At 48.1% G+C, this 15,916-nt stretch carries 17 protein-coding genes, 1 riboswitch and 1 other annotated feature; of the genes, 13 read left to right on the forward strand and 4 right to left on the reverse strand.

Annotated features, from left to right (window positions below; translation table 11 throughout):
* Positions 1-359: 359 nt before the first annotated feature.
* From BMX69_RS16030 to thiD, 13 genes are all read left to right on the forward strand, one after another.
* Positions 360-842 (forward strand): GNAT family N-acetyltransferase, encoded by a 483-nt coding sequence (locus tag BMX69_RS16030; protein WP_054790076.1) that lies wholly within the window; start codon positions 360-362, stop codon positions 840-842.
* Between the two features lie 154 nt (positions 843-996).
* Positions 997-1,260 (forward strand) — a binding site (T-box leader).
* A 118-nt stretch (positions 1,261-1,378) separates the two neighbouring features.
* Positions 1,379-2,851 carry an anthranilate synthase component I family protein gene (locus BMX69_RS16035; RefSeq protein ID WP_100042900.1) on the forward strand — a complete coding sequence of 491 codons (1,473 nt, stop codon included), beginning with the start codon at positions 1,379-1,381 and terminating at the stop codon, positions 2,849-2,851.
* Positions 2,851-3,435 (forward strand): anthranilate synthase component II, encoded by a 585-nt coding sequence (locus BMX69_RS16040; protein WP_100042901.1) that lies wholly within the window; start codon positions 2,851-2,853, stop codon positions 3,433-3,435. The genes BMX69_RS16035 and BMX69_RS16040 overlap by 1 nt, the downstream gene beginning before the upstream one ends.
* Positions 3,436-4,455 carry an anthranilate phosphoribosyltransferase gene (gene trpD / locus BMX69_RS16045; protein WP_054790074.1) on the forward strand — a complete coding sequence of 340 codons (1,020 nt, stop codon included), beginning with the start codon at positions 3,436-3,438 and terminating at the stop codon, positions 4,453-4,455.
* The gene (gene trpC, locus BMX69_RS16050; RefSeq protein WP_054790073.1) at positions 4,452-5,246 is read left to right on the forward strand and encodes an indole-3-glycerol phosphate synthase TrpC; all 795 of its coding nucleotides are present in this window, start codon (positions 4,452-4,454) and stop codon (positions 5,244-5,246) included. Before trpD ends, trpC begins: the two co-directional genes overlap by 4 nt.
* Positions 5,243-5,926, forward strand: a complete 684-nt coding sequence (locus BMX69_RS16055) for a phosphoribosylanthranilate isomerase (RefSeq protein WP_100042902.1) — start codon at positions 5,243-5,245, stop codon at positions 5,924-5,926. Before trpC ends, BMX69_RS16055 begins: the two co-directional genes overlap by 4 nt.
* Complete coding sequence (trpB, locus tag BMX69_RS16060; RefSeq protein ID WP_100042903.1) at positions 5,872-7,056, forward strand: tryptophan synthase subunit beta; 1,185 nt, start codon at positions 5,872-5,874, stop codon at positions 7,054-7,056. The genes BMX69_RS16055 and trpB overlap by 55 nt, the downstream gene beginning before the upstream one ends.
* Positions 7,049-7,822, forward strand: coding sequence for a tryptophan synthase subunit alpha (gene trpA, locus BMX69_RS16065; protein ID WP_100042904.1), 774 nt, complete (start codon positions 7,049-7,051; stop codon positions 7,820-7,822). Before trpB ends, trpA begins: the two co-directional genes overlap by 8 nt.
* Before the next feature lie 51 nt (positions 7,823-7,873).
* Positions 7,874-7,980, forward strand: a riboswitch (TPP riboswitch).
* 101 nt (positions 7,981-8,081) lie between these two features.
* Positions 8,082-9,389: a phosphomethylpyrimidine synthase ThiC gene (gene thiC / locus BMX69_RS16070; RefSeq protein WP_054790072.1), complete on the forward strand. Its 1,308-nt coding sequence runs from the start codon at positions 8,082-8,084 to the stop codon at positions 9,387-9,389.
* Positions 9,390-9,446: 57 nt separating this feature from the next.
* Entirely contained in the window at positions 9,447-10,001 is a 555-nt protein-coding gene (thiW, locus tag BMX69_RS16075; RefSeq protein ID WP_100042905.1) for an energy coupling factor transporter S component ThiW, read from the forward strand.
* A 12-nt stretch (positions 10,002-10,013) separates the two neighbouring features.
* Positions 10,014-10,901: a hydroxyethylthiazole kinase gene (gene thiM / locus BMX69_RS16080; protein ID WP_100042906.1), complete on the forward strand. Its 888-nt coding sequence runs from the start codon at positions 10,014-10,016 to the stop codon at positions 10,899-10,901.
* Positions 10,888-11,529 carry a thiamine phosphate synthase gene (thiE, locus tag BMX69_RS16085; protein WP_100042907.1) on the forward strand — a complete coding sequence of 214 codons (642 nt, stop codon included), beginning with the start codon at positions 10,888-10,890 and terminating at the stop codon, positions 11,527-11,529. Before thiM ends, thiE begins: the two co-directional genes overlap by 14 nt.
* Positions 11,526-12,326 carry a bifunctional hydroxymethylpyrimidine kinase/phosphomethylpyrimidine kinase gene (gene thiD, locus BMX69_RS16090; protein WP_100042908.1) on the forward strand — a complete coding sequence of 267 codons (801 nt, stop codon included), beginning with the start codon at positions 11,526-11,528 and terminating at the stop codon, positions 12,324-12,326. The genes thiE and thiD overlap by 4 nt, the downstream gene beginning before the upstream one ends.
* Positions 12,327-12,419: 93 nt before the next feature.
* Here the strand turns inward: thiD and BMX69_RS16095 are convergent, their stop codons facing one another.
* Genes BMX69_RS16095 through BMX69_RS16110 form a run of 4 tightly spaced genes read right to left on the reverse strand, consistent with a single transcriptional unit; the run spans position 12,420 to position 15,825 of the window.
* Positions 12,420-12,734 (reverse strand): PTS sugar transporter subunit IIA, encoded by a 315-nt coding sequence (locus tag BMX69_RS16095; protein WP_025229881.1) that lies wholly within the window; start codon positions 12,732-12,734, stop codon positions 12,420-12,422.
* A gap of 31 nt (positions 12,735-12,765) precedes the next feature.
* Positions 12,766-14,055 (reverse strand): PTS sugar transporter subunit IIC, encoded by a 1,290-nt coding sequence (locus BMX69_RS16100; RefSeq protein WP_100042909.1) that lies wholly within the window; start codon positions 14,053-14,055, stop codon positions 12,766-12,768.
* A gap of 25 nt (positions 14,056-14,080) precedes the next feature.
* Complete coding sequence (locus BMX69_RS16105) at positions 14,081-14,389, reverse strand: PTS sugar transporter subunit IIB (RefSeq protein ID WP_092243147.1); 309 nt, start codon at positions 14,387-14,389, stop codon at positions 14,081-14,083.
* A gap of 11 nt (positions 14,390-14,400) precedes the next feature.
* The gene (locus BMX69_RS16110; protein WP_054790068.1) at positions 14,401-15,825 is read right to left on the reverse strand and encodes a 6-phospho-beta-glucosidase; all 1,425 of its coding nucleotides are present in this window, start codon (positions 15,823-15,825) and stop codon (positions 14,401-14,403) included.
* Positions 15,826-15,916 lie beyond the last annotated feature (91 nt).

Here is a 15,916-nt window from a genome sequence, read left to right on the forward strand (position 1 = left end):
TCATTGGTGCCGAAACCGACTTTTGTTCGTTTATGTTCATTATTAATGTTCGTTTATGTTCTAAATATTACATTGTCTGTTAAATATTGTCAATATACTTTTTATATTCTTTTAATTTTTATTACATCAATCGGATATCCGCAATCCACTCCACTGCCCGATGAGGTTAAACACAAAGACAGCTTAATAGTAGCCCTCATATCTTTGTATTTTGTAAAATAGCATGATACAGTTTTCAAAGTGATATAGAAATCAGCCCGGAGGTATGGTATAATTTTCCCATTAACAGGAAAGCGGGAAACACAGCTAAATCACATACCCAACAAAGTGATAAACCAAAATTTATAAGGAGAAAACAGGTGGAAGTAAGAATTGAACTGGCATATGACCGGCCTCAGGAAGTTATCCATTTGTTCACTGAATATACGGATACGATTATTACGAAAGATACCGAAGTAGCAAAATGCCTTAATTCCCAGCACTATGACGATGAAGTGAAAGAATTGTGTGAAAAGTATGGTTTGCCCAATGGCCGTCTCTATCTTGCCTATTTAAACAGTGATACTGTTGGATGTGTAGCTTTAAGGCAGCTGGATGTTCGCTTTTGTGAAATGAAACGATTATATGTCAGACCTGGATATCGGGGAAAACATATAGGAAACGCTCTGATTGAGCAAGTGATTGCAGATGCCAGGCAAATTGGATATAAGCATATGCGTTTAGACACTTTCCCTTTTATGGATCGCGCCATTCAGATGTATTACCGGTATGGATTTTATAAAATTGTACGATACAACGATAATCCTGCTACAACGGCAGTTTTCATGCAGCTGGATTTGTAAATGAAGCTAATATCTCCATGCGAAATCCATGCACCACTTGAGCATGCTAAAATGAATGGACCGGTTTATCATGACTGATATTTATCCTTATAAAAAAATTATTTTCCCTATTGACATTTTATTTTTAATCTCATATACTGTAACAAATCAAAGTGATAAACTGTTGAGCAGGAGTAAGTAAGATCTTAACATCATGCACAGAGAGCTTCCGGTTGGTGGGAGGAAGCGTTGATGTCTGGTCTGAATGGACCTGCGAGGGCGGCTTGAAACCGGTTTATGATCGGGAGTAGGTGTCGACGGGTTTCCTATCCGTTATCAAGGGGAGACACATGTTAGTGTGTTATAAAGCGGGAGAAGTCTATCTTCTCCAATCAGGGTGGTACCACGGAACCGTAATTTTCAGGCTTTCGTCCCTCTTATCCATAGCAGTATGGAGGAGGGACGGAGGCCTTTTTTATGTTCCTCTCCGGTTGCTATAGGGTGTTTACTGACTGCAAAAGACATGAGTACTAACTAGGAAAGGAGCGTAATAAACCATGAACATCACGCCGGACTGTAAGGAAATCGAAGCGCTTGCCGCTTCCTATCCTGTTATCCCGGTCTGCAGGGAAATCTTTGCAGACATTGTCACACCAATTACCCTGCTGCGAAAGATCGCAGCCAAAAGTAACCGGTATTATCTGCTTGAAAGCATTGAGGGAGGCGAAAAATGGGGACGCTACTCCTTCCTTGGCTATGACCCGGTTCTTAAAGTCACTTTAAAGGATCATGTGGTAAGGGTACATCATTACAGCCAGCCGGAGGCCGACCAGGTGATCCGGACCAGGGAGCCCTATGATGTGCTGCGAAATATCTTAAAGGATTACCGTTCCCCAAAGCTTCCCGGGCTTCCCCCCTTTACCGGAGGATTTGTAGGGTATTTTGCATACAGCATGATCGGCTATGCGGAACCGGTCCTATCCATCAAAAAGGGAACTTGCAATGACTTTGACTTAATGCTTTTTGATACGGTCATAGCCTACGACCATTTGAAGCAGAAAATCAGCCTTGTGGTCAACATGAAAACCGACCGGATCATGGAAAATTACGGGAAGGCCTGCACAAAACTGGAAAGCATTGCAGCCATAATCGGAGAAAATATCCCGCTAAAAAAATCCGCGGTCACCGGCAGGCCAAATTTCAGCTGCAACGTGACCAAAGAGGAATACTGTTCCATGGTAGAGCGGGCAAAGGATTATATCGTGGACGGGGACATATTCCAGGCAGTGCTTTCCAGACAGTTTACAAGTGATTACCAGGACAGTCTTCTCAATGCCTACCGGGTTTTAAGAACCACCAATCCATCCCCCTACATGGTATATCTTCACATGGAGGATACAGAAATCATAAGTACTTCCCCTGAAACCCTGGTCCGCTTAAAGAATGGACGGCTCACCACCTTTCCGGTAGCCGGCTCCAGACCCAGGGGTAGGAACGAGGATGAAGACCATCGGCTTTCCAAAGAGCTTCTGGAAGACGAAAAGGAGCTGGCAGAGCACAACATGCTGGTGGACTTGGGAAGAAATGATCTTGGTAAAATCGCGGTATTTTCCACGGTGGAGGTAACAGGCTATCAAATGATCCACCGTTATTCCAAAATCATGCACATCTGTTCCCAGGTGGAAGCGGACATTACTCCTGACCGGGATGCCTTTCATGCCATTGAGGCGGTCCTTCCGGCAGGCACCCTTTCCGGAGCTCCGAAAATCCGGGCCTGTGAGATCATCGAAGAACTGGAAACAGAGCCAAGGGGTATTTACGGAGGGGCTCTGGGCTACATTAATTTCACCGGAAACATGGACACCTGCATCGCCATACGCATGGCGGTAAAGAGTCAGGGAAAGGTATACGTTCAGGCGGGCGGCGGCATCGTGGCTGACAGCGTTCCGGAACGGGAGTACGAAGAATCGGAAAACAAGGCAAAGGCCGTGATCCGGGCCATTGAAACCGCAGGGGAGGTAAATGACTGATGATTCTACTGATCGATAATTACGACAGCTTTACCTACAACCTGGTCCAGATGTTCGGCGGCCTGAATCCGGATATCAGGGTCATACGGAATGATGAGATGACCGCGGAAGAAATAAGGGAATTATCTCCAAGACACATCATCCTCTCCCCTGGTCCCGGCTATCCAAAAGACGCAGGAGTATGCGAGGACGTGGTGAAAAAGCTTTCAGGAACGATCCCCATTCTTGGGGTATGCCTGGGGCACCAGGGTATCTGTGAAGTATTCGGGGCAGAGATCACCCACGCAAGGAAGCTGATGCATGGAAAACAGAGCCTTCTTGCCATCGATGTTTCTGATCCCATCTTCCACGGGCTTCCAAAACAGATCCTGGCAGCAAGATACCACTCTCTCATCGCCGCAAAAGATTCTCTTCCTCATTGCCTGACCGTTATCGGGACTGATGATATGGGGGAAATCATGGCAGTAAAGCATAAGGAATATCCCCTTTACGGGCTTCAGTTCCATCCGGAATCCATCCTGACCCCAGATGGAATGACCATACTTAAGAATTTTTTATCCATTCATATAAAGGAGGCAGATTAGATGATTCAGCAGGCAATCCATGAAGTAATATCAGGGCAGGATTTAAGCTTTGAAGCAGCAAAAGAGGTCATGAATGAGATCATGAGCGGGGAAACCACCCCAGCCCAGATGGCAGCATTTTTAACAGGTCTTCGGATGAAGGGTGAGACCATTGACGAGATCACTGCCTGTGCCACGGTCATGCGGGAAAAGGCATTAAGGCTGGAACCGGACTTTCCGGTCATTGATATCGTTGGAACCGGCGGCGACGAGGCAGGGACCTTTAACATTTCCACATCCAGCGCGTTTGTGGTGGCCGCAGGAGGAGTTCCGGTGGCAAAGCACGGCAACCGCAGCGTTTCCAGCAAAAGCGGGGCTGCCGATGTGTTGGAGCACCTTGGTGTGAATTTAAATCTTACAGCGGAGCAGTCGGGGATCCTATTAAAGGAAACGGGCATGTGTTTCCTCTTTGCCCAGGCATACCATTCCTCTATGAAATACGCCGGACCTGTGCGGAAAGAGCTTGGAGTGCGGACCATCTTTAATATCTTAGGCCCTCTCTCCAATCCGGCCGGAGCCACCATGCAGCTTTTAGGGGTCTATGACCGGAAGCTGGTAGAACCCCTGGCCCAGGTATTAAGCAACCTGGGAGTCAAGCGGGGACTGGTGGTCTGCGGAGATGACGGGCTTGATGAAGCCACGGTCACCGGTCCCAGTCACGTATGCGAGATCCGTTTCGGAGAACTGACGCCCTATGAGATCACACCGGAGCAGTTTTCCTTAAACCGCTGCATTCTTCCAGAGCTGGTGGGCGGCACACCTGCAGAAAATGCCCAGATCACCAGGGATATCTTAAACGGAAAGCTCCGCGGGCCAAAGCGGGATATCGTCATCCTAAACTCTGCTTTAAGCCTGTACCTGGGAATCGATGACTGCACGATTTCCCAGTGCATCAAAAAAGCGGCCCATCTCATTGATTCGGGAAAAGCCGCCATAAAGCTTGAGGAGTTTATAAAAAAGACCAATGAGGTGGTTTTATGATACTTGACAAACTGGCTGCTGCCTCCAGAAAACGGGTGGCCGCAACAAAAGAAAAAATCCCTATGAAGGCCATGGAAAACCTGGCATTTGAAGCCTTGGAAAAAACGAAGGGAAATAATCTTTCCTTTGAACGAAGTCTCTCCTCCCCAGGCATTTCATTTATCTGTGAGATAAAACGCGCCTCTCCTTCCAAGGGCCTCATAGCCCCCGAGTTCCCCTATGTGGAGATCGCAAGGGATTACGAAACTGCAGGGGCGGATGCCATATCCGTTCTCACGGAACCGGAATACTTTCTCGGGAGCAACGACTACCTGACAGAAATCAGCCATGAGGTGCAAATTCCCCTTCTGAGAAAAGATTTTACGGTGGACCCTTATCAGATTTACGAGGCAAAGGCCATAGGCGCTTGTGCGGTTCTCCTCATCTGTGCCCTTCTGGATACAAACGCCCTGAAAGAAAATCTAAGGCTATGCCAAGACCTTGGCTTAAGCGCACTGGTCGAGGCCCACGACGAGGAGGAGATCCACTCCGCCCTTTCAGCGGGAGCCAGGATCATCGGAGTAAATAACCGGAATTTAAAAACCTTTGAGGTGGATTTTAATAATTCCCTCCGCTTAAGGAGGCTGGTCCCCCCTGATGTGCTCTTCGTGGCAGAAAGCGGAATCAAAACAGAAACAGACATCAAATTCCTGTCAGAAGCCGGGGTAAATGCCGTTTTGATCGGGGAAAGCCTGATGCGTTCCCCTGACAAAAAGAAAATCATAAGCGGTTTTAAGAGGGCGGCGCAATGAACTTCAAAGGAAAAAAGATCAAAATATGCGGACTGACCCGAAGGGAGGATATCCTGGCAGTGAATACCTGGAAGCCGGATTATGCAGGCTTTGTATTCGCCCCTGGAAAGCGCCGGATTACAGGGCCGAAGGCACAGGAACTTAGAGAGCTGCTGCTGCCGGAGATACCTGCAGTGGGCGTTTTCGTAAACCACCCCATAGACGATATCCTGTCCCTTACCGGGAATGGAATCATTGACCTGATCCAGCTTCACGGTGATGAGGACCGGGATTATATGATGGAATTAAAAAGCTACCTGGCCCCCGGCTTTCCTGTCATGAAGGCCATACGGGTCCGGCAGTCAGTAGATATGAAGAAGGCTGAAAACCTTCCTGCGGATTTCCTGCTTTTTGATACTTATACCAAAGGACTTTACGGCGGCAGCGGGAAAACCTTTGACTGGTCCATGATACCGGACATAAAAAAGCCCTGGTTCCTGGCAGGAGGCATAGACTCCTCAAACGTCAGGCAGGCCATGAAAACAAAGGCCTTTTGCCTGGATCTAAGCAGTTCCGTGGAAACAGAGGGCAAAAAAGACCCGCAAAAAATAAAAGAGATCATACAAATAGTAAGGAGTGAACAGCCATGTCAAAAGGAAAATTTGGACAGCACGGCGGACAATTTGTCCCCGAAACACTGATGAACGCAGTGAATGAACTGGAAGAAGCTTATGAAAAGTACAGCCATGACCAGGAGTTTTTAGCAGAGCTTTCTGACCTCCACAAAAAATATACCGGAAGGCCCTCTCTGCTCTACTATGCGGCGCGGATGACAGAGGATTTAGGTGGCGCGAAAATATATTTAAAGAGGGAGGATTTAAACCACACCGGCTCCCATAAGATCAACAATGCTCTGGGCCAGGTCCTTCTTGCAAAGAAGATGGGAAAGACCCGGGTCATCGCTGAAACAGGGGCCGGACAGCATGGCGTTGCTACCGCTACCGCCGCCGCTCTTATGGGAATGGAATGTGAAGTTTTCATGGGCAAAGAAGATACGGACCGTCAGGCCTTAAACGTATTCCGCATGGAGCTTTTGGGCACAAAGGTTCACGCTGTCACAAGCGGCACCCAGACCTTAAAGGATGCGGTCAATGAGACCATGAGAGAATGGACCAACCGGGTGGCAGATACCCATTATGTCTTAGGCTCTGTCATGGGCCCTCACCCTTTTCCGACCATTGTCAGGGATTTTCAGAGCATCATCGGAAAAGAGGTCCGCTCTCAGCTTATGGAAGCAGAGGGTAAGCTTCCTGATATGGTGATCGCCTGTGTGGGAGGCGGAAGCAATGCCATGGGAATCTTCCATGAATTTGTAAACGAGACTTCCGTAAAGCTGGTGGGCTGCGAGGCCGCCGGGCACGGCATTGAAACAGGAAAGCACGCGGCCACGATTTCCACCGGCTCTCTTGGAATCTTCCATGGCATGAAGTCCTATTTCTGCCAGGATGAGTACGGCCAGATCGCCCCTGTTTTCTCCATTTCCGCAGGACTTGATTATCCTGGCATCGGGCCGGAGCATGCGGCCCTTCATGACTCAGGAAGAGCCAGCTACGTCTCCATTACGGATCAGGAGGCCTTGGAAGCCTTTGAATACTTATCCCGTCAGGAAGGGATCATTCCGGCAATAGAAAGTGCCCATGCCGTAGCCTATGCCAGAAAGATCGCTCCTTCCATGGGAAACGATGAGGTCATTGTCATTAATCTATCAGGGCGGGGCGACAAGGATGTGGCAGCCATTGCCCGCTACAAGGGGGTTGAAATCTATGAGTAGAATAAGCGAAGTATTTTCCAGAGGAAAGGCATTCATCCCATTTATTACGGCAGGAGATCCCGACCTTGCCACCACCGAAGAGCTGGTTCCTGCCATGGCCGAGGCCGGAGCGGATTTGATCGAGCTTGGAATCCCATTTTCTGACCCAATCGCAGAGGGGATCGTGATCCAGGAAGCCGATATGCGGGCTTTGGCGTCAGGAACTACCACGGATAAGCTTTTCAAATCCGTAAAACGGATACGCCAAAAAACCGATGTTCCTCTGGCTTTTATGACTTATATTAATCCGGTTTTTGTGTATGGAAGCGAACGGTTTTTAAAAAATGCGGCTAAGTGCGGCATTGATGCCCTGATCGTGCCGGATATGCCTTTTGAAGAGAGGGAGGAATTGCTGCCCTACTGCAAGAAATACGGAGTCGAACTGATTTCCCTCATCGCCCCCACTTCCAGGGAGCGTATACGGACCATTGCAGCTGGATCGGAAGGATTTATCTACTGCGTTTCCTCCATGGGCGTGACCGGGGTGAGATCGGAAATCAATACCAACATTGGCGAAATGATTTCCTTTGTAAAGGAGGTAAAAGAGATTCCCTGCGCCATCGGCTTTGGAATCTCCACCAAGGAGCAGGCAAGGGAAATGAGCAAACATGCGGACGGCGTCATTGTGGGCAGCGTCATTGTAAAAATTGCCGCAAAATATGGAAAAGACTGCGTAGGGCCTGTCTGCGACTACGTAAGGGAAATGAAGTCCTCCATTTCCGGCTGAGGGCTGGTAAGGGATGTTTCCCTTGACAAGCCGGAGGGGGAATGCTACACTAGTGCCACAAGAGGGAGCTCGTAGGCGGGCTGAGAGGAAGTAATCAACTTCGACCTTTATAACCTGATTTGGGTAATGCCAACGTAGGGATTCATATGGGATGATTGCATATTTCCGAGCCTATACCTGTTGGTATGGGCTCTTTTTCTTGTTTTTTACCGAAAAGCCCTTACAATCCCTACCTTCGCAAGAAAAAGGAGGAACAAACATGAATTACACCACACAAATGGATGCTGCAAGAAAAGGCATTCTGACAAAGGAACTGATGACAGTAGCTGAACACGAACAATGGGAGCCAGAAAAGCTGCGGGAACTGGTAGCGGAAGGAAAAGTCGCCATTCCGGCAAATAAGAACCACAGCTGCTTAAAACCCAGCGGGATCGGCTCCATGCTGAGAACAAAGATCAATGTGAATCTTGGAACATCAAGAGATTTGAATGATCTGGACATGGAGCTTCAAAAAGTAAAGGACGCAGTTCTCATGGGGGCAGAGTCCATTATGGATTTAAGTTCCTTTGGAGATACCCGGAAATTCCGAAAGAAGCTGACGGGAGAATGTCCGGCTATGATTGGTACGGTTCCTATTTACGATGCTGTGGTTTATTATCACAAACCCCTTCGGGAAATCACCGCCGGGGAATGGATAAAAATCGTGGAAATGCACGCGGAAGACGGGGTGGATTTCATGACCATTCACGTTGGGATCAACAAACTGACCGCCAGAAGATTCAAGGAAGCAAAGCGGCTGACTAACATTGTTTCAAGAGGAGGGTCTATTATCTTTGCCTGGATGGAAATGACCGGAGAGGAGAATCCCTTTTACGAGCATTATGACCGCATACTGGAAATCTGTCAGAAACATGACGTGACCTTAAGCCTTGGAGATGCCTGCCGGCCGGGCTGTATAGAGGATGCATCTGATATTTCCCAGGTGGAGGAACTGGTGACACTTGGAGAGCTGACAAGAAGGGCCTGGGAAAAGAATGTACAGATCATTATAGAAGGCCCCGGCCATATGCCCCTTGATCAGATTGCAGCCAATATGAAAATCCAGCAGACGATCTGCAAAGGAGCACCCTTTTATGTTCTGGGACCTCTTGTCACCGATATTGCACCGGGATATGACCATATTACCGCAGCAATCGGTGGAGCGGTGGCAGCTGCTGCCGGAGCAGCGTTTCTCTGCTACGTGACTCCTGCGGAGCATTTGAGACTGCCAGATGAATCAGATGTGAAGGAAGGAATCATTGCAGCCCGGATTGCTGCTCATGCGGCTGACATTGCAAAAGGCATTAAGGGTGCTAAGGAATGGGATCATAAGATGAGCGATGCCAGGAAACGGCTGGATTGGGAAACCATGTTCCAGCTTGCCATTGACCCGGAAAAGGCCAGACGCTACCGGGCCGCGTCAAAACCGGAAAAAGAAGACACCTGCTCCATGTGCGGCAATTTCTGCGCCATGAAGAATATGAACCGGATTTTAGATGGAGAGATCGTCGATATTTTTGATGAATAATACGCAATCAGCGCCCCAACTTGTTAGGTTAAAATTACATAAACAGGAGGAACTTTCATGAAAGATCAAATATCTTCAACAATTTGCAACAACTCTTCTGCCGATTCAAGAGTACGGGTAAAAAAGCTGGTGATCAGCGGAATGCTGACAGCGCTAACCGTTGCGCTCTCCGGCTTTTCCATCCCGGTTGGAGCTTCCAAATGCTTTCCGATGCAGCATCTGGCAAATGTTCTGGCTGGGGTATTCTTAGGGCCTGTCTATGGTGTTTCCATGGCGTTTTGTACTTCTTTCATACGGAATCTCATGGGAACCGGAAGCTTGCTTGCCTTTCCGGGAAGCATGGCCGGCGCGTTTCTTGGTGCCTATCTGTTTCAAAAGACCAGGAAGCTTTTGCCCGCTTATCTTGGAGAAGTGGTTGGAACCGGGCTGATCGGAGGGCTGCTCTGCTATCCGGCAGCCATCTTCCTTATGGGAAAAGAGGTAGCTGTCTTCTTCTTTGTAGTTCCATTTCTTATGAGCACTCTGGCAGGGACCTTATTGGCTGCAATTTTACTGGCAATGCTGCGCCGCCTTGGTCTTTTTTCCTATTTTGAGCGGCTCATCAATGAATAGGGGGAAACAGATATGAGTCTAAAGATTAACCATTCTCTGACCGGACTTGTCAGGGAAAAACGGCCCGTCATCCACTGTATCACCAATTATGTTACGGCCGGAGACGTGGCAAATACCATATTAGCCTGCGGCGGCTCACCCATTATGGCGGACCACCCGGAAGAGGTTTCAGAAATAACCGCCTTATCCGACTGCCTTCTTTTGAACATTGGGACTCCGGGAGGGACTACAAAAGCGGCAATGGAAAAAGCCGGACGGGAAGCAAACCGGCGTAGCCTCCCTGTCATCTTTGACCCGGTGGGAATCGGTGCTTCCCGATATCGGACCGAAACTGCTCTTTCCCTATTAAGAGAAGTTAAGATTACCGTTATCAGGGGAAATGCATCGGAACTTCGGATTCTGTTAAAAGAACTGACCGGGAAGAACGCAGGAAGCGGAAACGACTCTGTTTCTCCCACCCGGGGAGTTGATGCTTCCTTTTCTGATGAGATCAGGGAGGATACCCTGGAATCTCTTACGGTAGCAACCAGGGCACTAAGTGCTGCAACAGGGTCTGTGACCGTCATGACAGGGGCCATTGATATCGCTTCAAACGGGGAGGAAACCTGGCTTATCAGAAATGGCTGTCCCCAAATGTCCCGTATTACGGGCAGCGGCTGTATGCTGGACGGTATAATTGCCGCCTATATAGCCTCCACAGGGCCCGCGCCATCCCAGCATGCCATTTTCGAGGCGGCCGCTCTTGCCACGGCTGCTGCCGGTCTCTGCGGGGAACGGGCAGCAAAAAAAGCGGAACAAACCTTAAGTGGTACCGGAAGCTTCCGCTGCTGCTTTCTCGATGAGGTAAGCCTTTTGGATGAAGATACCTTGAAAGGAGGAATAAATATTGAAGTTTCATAGAGATATGCTTCTCCTCTATGCAGTAACAGACCAGGCATTTACAGGAGAAAAAACCTTAACAGAGCAGATTGAAGAAGCTCTTTGTGCCGGAGTGACCCTACTCCAGCTCCGAGAAAAGTCTATGGACAAACGTTCTTTCCTGGAAGAAGCCTTACTTGTCCGTGAGCTTACAAAGCATTATGGGATCCCGCTAATCATCAACGATGATGTGGAGATTGCCCTTAAGTGCGGGGCAGACGGCGTACACGTTGGACAGGATGATTTATCTCCTTTGGAGGTCCGCCGGCTAATCGGCCCGGACCGCATTCTGGGCGTTACTGCTAAAAATGTAAGTCAGGCAAAAAAGGCATATATGGATGGGGCGGATTATATAGGCTCCGGAGCCATCTTCCCAAGCCCTACAAAAAAAGATGCCGTTCCCTTAACCCTGGAGCAGCTGACTGCGATCTGCCGTTCCGTTCCTATTCCTGTAACGGCCATCGGGGGAATTACGGTTTTAAATGTTTCCAGCCTGAAAGGAACAGGCGTGGCCGGGGCTTCGGTGGTTTCCGGCATCTTCGGACAAAAGGATATAACCGCAGCCGTCCAGCGCTTAAAAGAACAGCTTTTAAAGGTGGTGAGCCCATGAGCCTGATTCTTCCTACGTTCCTCACCATTGCAGGCACCGATCCCAGCGGCGGCGCCGGAATACAGGCGGATTTAAAGACTGCTGCGGCTTTGGGTGTCTATGGCTCCAGCGTTATCACCGCCCTTGTTGCTCAAAATACTACGGGGGTTTTTCTGACGGAAACAGTTAGTCAGGAAATGCTTGCCAACCAGCTGGAGGCCGTATTTACGGACATTCCTCCAAAAGCAGTAAAGATCGGCATGGCCGGGACTTCCAGTTCTATCGAAATCATTGCGGAAAAGCTGGAAAAATATAACCGCTCTCCTGTAGTCGTAGACCCGGTCATGGTATCCACCAGCGGACATTCTCTTTTAAATCCACAGGATGTTAAGACTTTAACAAGCAAGCTGTTTCCTTTAGCAACTTTAGTTACCCCCAATATCCCGGAGGCAGAAGCACTTTTATCTACAAAAGGGCACAAGATATACAGTAGAAAAGATATGGAAGAAGCCGCCGCGGAGCTCTTTCATATCTATCAGGTATCGTTCCTGTTAAAAGGAGGCCATAATTCCCAGGGGGCCGATGATGTTCTATGCTGCAACGGAACTGTCACCTGGTTTCCAGGAGAACGGATCGACAATCCAAATACCCATGGAACCGGATGTACCCTGTCTTCTGCCATTGCTTGCGGACTGGCTTTAGGCATGGGGCTGGAAGAAAGCATCCGGATGGCAAAGTCCTATCTAACCGGTGCATTAAAAGCCGGATTAAATCTGGGAAAAGGACGAGGGCCTTTGTGGCACGGTTGGAGAACTTAATAATCCCCAAAAAGCTTTTTACCGGTTATGGCGGGAAGCATTACATGCTCCCGCCATAACCGGTATTTTCATTTCCTATTGCAGAATCCCGTTTTATTTGCTTTCCAGTTTCCTGTAAAGATCGATCATCTCTTCGGCCATGACCTTAAAGATCTCAGCGCTCATCATCTGATCCTCTGCATGGGTCAGAATAAGCCCCATAGACACTGCCTCTCCTGCCGCTTCTTTCTGAATTAAGTCCGCATGAGGCAAATGGCCTTGTTTCATCATTTCGTCCCCTTCCAAGATCAGATGATCCGCTTCTTCATAGTTTCCTTGTTTTGCCTTTTGCACTGCTTTGATATAGTTTGATTTTGCTCCGCCGGCAGCAGTGATCAGCTGAAAGCAAATAAGTTCCATTTCCTGCATTTTTCCACCTTTTCTCTCTGTACAGTAATTATCATTCCTGGGTCTGATTTTCCTGCTTCTCATACATTTTGTCGATAACCCTGATAAATGGAAGGTACACGAAGAATGACAATGCCAGGATTCCCACCTGAAGCAGTGCCGTCCTCCAGCCTCCGATCAAAAATCCTGAAATAATGGGAGGACAGGTCCAGGGCACCAGAATCCCTTTATACATGGGACAAAGCCCTGTATAAATTGCCAGATACTGAATGGTTCCGGACAGAACAGGCATGATCATGAAGGGGATCGCCATAATGGGGTTTAACACCACCGGTGTGCCAAAAAGCACCGGCTCATTGATGTTAAAGAATGCCGGTCCGATTCCCAGCCTGCCCACCTGCCTGCACTGGTTGGATTTGGCAAAAAAGGTAAGATAGATTACCAGTCCAATGGTAATCCCTGCCCCTGTAACCGTCATAAACTGATCCAGAAACTGCTGGGTAACAATGTGTCCGCCATTTGCCAGATTAAGCTCCTGTCCGCTGTCAAGAATAGCCTGATTGGCGGCAGTATTGGCCGTAAGGAGGGGACCCATGATTCCCCCAACAAGGGTTGAACCATGAATTCCAAAGAACCAGAAAAACGGAATCAAAAATCCCATGGCAACAACTCCGCCAAAAGAATCGGTCAGGCCCTGAAGCGGAATCTGAATGGTTTTATAGATCCATTCCATTGGGGTCGTGGCAAACATGTTTTTAACAACCGCATAAATGATGGAGGCTGCGATAATAACAACCGCGCCCGGAATCAGGGCCGTAAAAGAGGTGGCAACTCCGTCTGGTACTCCATCCGGCATTTTAATGGTAATGTTTTTCTTTAAAAATACGGTATAGATCCAGCCTACGATAAGTCCGATCATGATAGCGCCGATCATTCCCTGTCCGCCGGTCCATGTCTTAAAAATAACGCCAACGTTAGCTCCCTCCTGGTTGGTTACCTGGGAAGGCTGAAACAGCAGATAAGTACAAAGGGAAATCACCCCCGCCGGCATTCCGTTATATCCCTCATTTTTTACATAGGTATAGGCAATGCCTATGGAAGCGATAAGAGCCATAATATTGAAGGTGCTTTCATATACCTGATTCAGCACCGGTGTAATTCCTACTGACCCCAGCCAGTTGGCAAAAGGTGTATATGGAAAATTTGCCAGAAGCAAGAAAATAGATCCGATGATCATCATTGGCATGGAATACAGCAGACCATCCTTTAATCCCCGAATTGCCTTTGTATTGATAAACACCATCATTTTAGGAATCACTTTATTATTCAAAAAATCTTTCATCCTCACTGTCCCTCCCTTTCTTTTCTCATTTACCTGACAGCTTCCGTGCAAACTCCAGAACCTTTTTTCCATTGCACATGCCGTAATCGATCATAGGGATCACATCCATTGGTACCTGATGACTTTCACATGTCTTTAAAACCTTGTCCTTTAAGTATCCTACCTGAGGACCAAGCAGGGCACAGTCTACTCCGCCCAGATTTTCATCTAAGTCATTGACCGGAAATGCCATGATATCCGCTTCCAGTCCTTCCTGAGCCGCTGCCTCCCTCATTTTACTAACGAGCAGGCTTGTGGACATTCCCTGATTGCAAAATAACCGAATCTTTAACATACTTTCCCCTCCTATAATTCCTCTCCGTTTGTTTGAATCACCTTCTTAAACCAGTAAAAGCTTTCTTTTCTGCTCCGTTCTCCTGTTCCGTTTCCCTGATTGTCCTTATCCACATAGATGAATCCGTAGCGCTTCTCCATCTCACCGGTCCCGGCAGATACCAGGTCAATACAGCCCCAGGGTGTATATCCCAAGAGATCCACTCCATCCTGTTCCACACATTTTTTCATAGATTCGATATGAGCCTTTAAATATTCGATCCGGTACCCGTCATGGATGATGCCGTCATCTCCCGGCTTGTCATAGGCACCGAAGCCATTTTCCACAATAAACAGAGGAAGCCCGTACCTGTCATACAGCCAGTTCATGGTGTAGCGAAGGCCTTCCGGATCAATGGGCCATCCCCACTGGCTTGCCTGCACATAAGGGTTTTTCACCCTGTCCCGGCCTTCCCGGTAATCATACTCCGGATTATCGTCCCTGTGCTTCACAGTAAAGGACATGTAATAGCTGAATCCGATATAATCCACACAGCCTGCTTTAATCGCTTCCAAGTCTTCCGATGTGATATCAAGAACCATCTCTTTCCGTTTCCAATATGCCTTTATGTATTCCGGATATTGCCCTCTTACATGGACATCAGCAAACCAGTAGCGTTTCTGCATGGAAGACATGGCCATCATCATATCTTTTGGATCACAGGAGTAGGGATAAATAGGGCACATGGCCATCATACAGCCGATCTTAAAATCAGGATTTATCTCATGTCCCGCCTTTACTGCCAGAGCTGATGCCACCAGCTCATAATGGGCAGCCTGGTACATCAGATGTTCCCGGTTATCTCCTTCTTTAAAACGAAGTCCTGAGTTGGTAAATGGTGCAAAGTCTCCGTCATAATCAGCCTGGTTATTGATCTCGTTAAAGGTCATCCAATAGGTCACCTTGTCCTTATACCGTTCAAAGCAAGCTTTGGCAAACTTCACGAACAGCTCCACACAGATGCGGCTTCTAAAGCCGCCGTACTTAACCGCCAGTTCATATGGCATTTCAAAGTGGGACAGGGTCACTACCGGCTGGATCCCATGCTTTCTGCACTCATCAAATAAGTCGTCATAAAACCGGAGGCCTTCTTCATTAGGTTCTGACTCTTCTCCCGTAGGAAAAATCCTGGTCCAGGCAATGGAGGTGCGGAAGCACTGAAAACCCATTTCCGCGAAAAGAAGAATATCTTCTTTATATCGGTGGTAAAAATCAATGCCCTCATGGTTGGGGTAATAGTTTCCTTCTATGACACCATCCGTGATCTCCCGTTCCTTTCCATTGGCTCCAGCTGTCATCACATCGGCAACACTGACGCCTTTGCCTCCTTCTTTCCAGGCTCCTTCCAGCTGATGGGCAGCTACTGCACCTCCCCACAGAAAATCTTTTCTCAGCATGTGTATTGTTTCCTCCTTCAATCATTTGTCTTTATGGTAACATCAGACCGCTTAAAACTCCAACGAAAAAAATACCACATTCAATCTGGCA

Source organism: Lacrimispora sphenoides JCM 1415, from assembly GCF_900105615.1.
In the GTDB taxonomy this organism is placed as follows: Bacteria; Bacillota; Clostridia; order Lachnospirales; family Lachnospiraceae; genus Lacrimispora; species Lacrimispora sphenoides.

What these genes read in the sequence shown, in the direction of transcription:
- thiC (WP_054790072.1), top strand. Translation starts at nt 8,082, where the DNA reads ATGAATTACACCACACAAATGGATGCTGCAAGAAAAGGCATTCTGACA.
- BMX69_RS16040 (WP_100042901.1), top strand. Translation starts at nt 2,851, where the DNA reads ATGATTCTACTGATCGATAATTACGACAGCTTTACCTACAACCTGGTC.
- trpC (WP_054790073.1), top strand. Translation starts at nt 4,452, where the DNA reads ATGATACTTGACAAACTGGCTGCTGCCTCCAGAAAACGGGTGGCCGCA.
- BMX69_RS16035 (WP_100042900.1), top strand. Translation starts at nt 1,379, where the DNA reads ATGAACATCACGCCGGACTGTAAGGAAATCGAAGCGCTTGCCGCTTCC.
- trpA (WP_100042904.1), top strand. Translation starts at nt 7,049, where the DNA reads ATGAGTAGAATAAGCGAAGTATTTTCCAGAGGAAAGGCATTCATCCCA.
- thiM (WP_100042906.1), top strand. Translation starts at nt 10,014, where the DNA reads ATGAGTCTAAAGATTAACCATTCTCTGACCGGACTTGTCAGGGAAAAA.
- trpD (WP_054790074.1), top strand. Translation starts at nt 3,436, where the DNA reads ATGATTCAGCAGGCAATCCATGAAGTAATATCAGGGCAGGATTTAAGC.
- thiD (WP_100042908.1), top strand. Translation starts at nt 11,526, where the DNA reads ATGAGCCTGATTCTTCCTACGTTCCTCACCATTGCAGGCACCGATCCC.
- BMX69_RS16095 (WP_025229881.1), bottom strand. Translation starts at nt 12,734, where the DNA reads ATGCAGGAAATGGAACTTATTTGCTTTCAGCTGATCACTGCTGCCGGC.
- trpB (WP_100042903.1), top strand. Translation starts at nt 5,872, where the DNA reads ATGTCAAAAGGAAAATTTGGACAGCACGGCGGACAATTTGTCCCCGAA.
- BMX69_RS16110 (WP_054790068.1), bottom strand. Translation starts at nt 15,825, where the DNA reads ATGCTGAGAAAAGATTTTCTGTGGGGAGGTGCAGTAGCTGCCCATCAG.
- BMX69_RS16055 (WP_100042902.1), top strand. Translation starts at nt 5,243, where the DNA reads ATGAACTTCAAAGGAAAAAAGATCAAAATATGCGGACTGACCCGAAGG.
- thiW (WP_100042905.1), top strand. Translation starts at nt 9,447, where the DNA reads ATGAAAGATCAAATATCTTCAACAATTTGCAACAACTCTTCTGCCGAT.
- BMX69_RS16100 (WP_100042909.1), bottom strand. Translation starts at nt 14,055, where the DNA reads ATGAAAGATTTTTTGAATAATAAAGTGATTCCTAAAATGATGGTGTTT.
- BMX69_RS16105 (WP_092243147.1), bottom strand. Translation starts at nt 14,389, where the DNA reads ATGTTAAAGATTCGGTTATTTTGCAATCAGGGAATGTCCACAAGCCTG.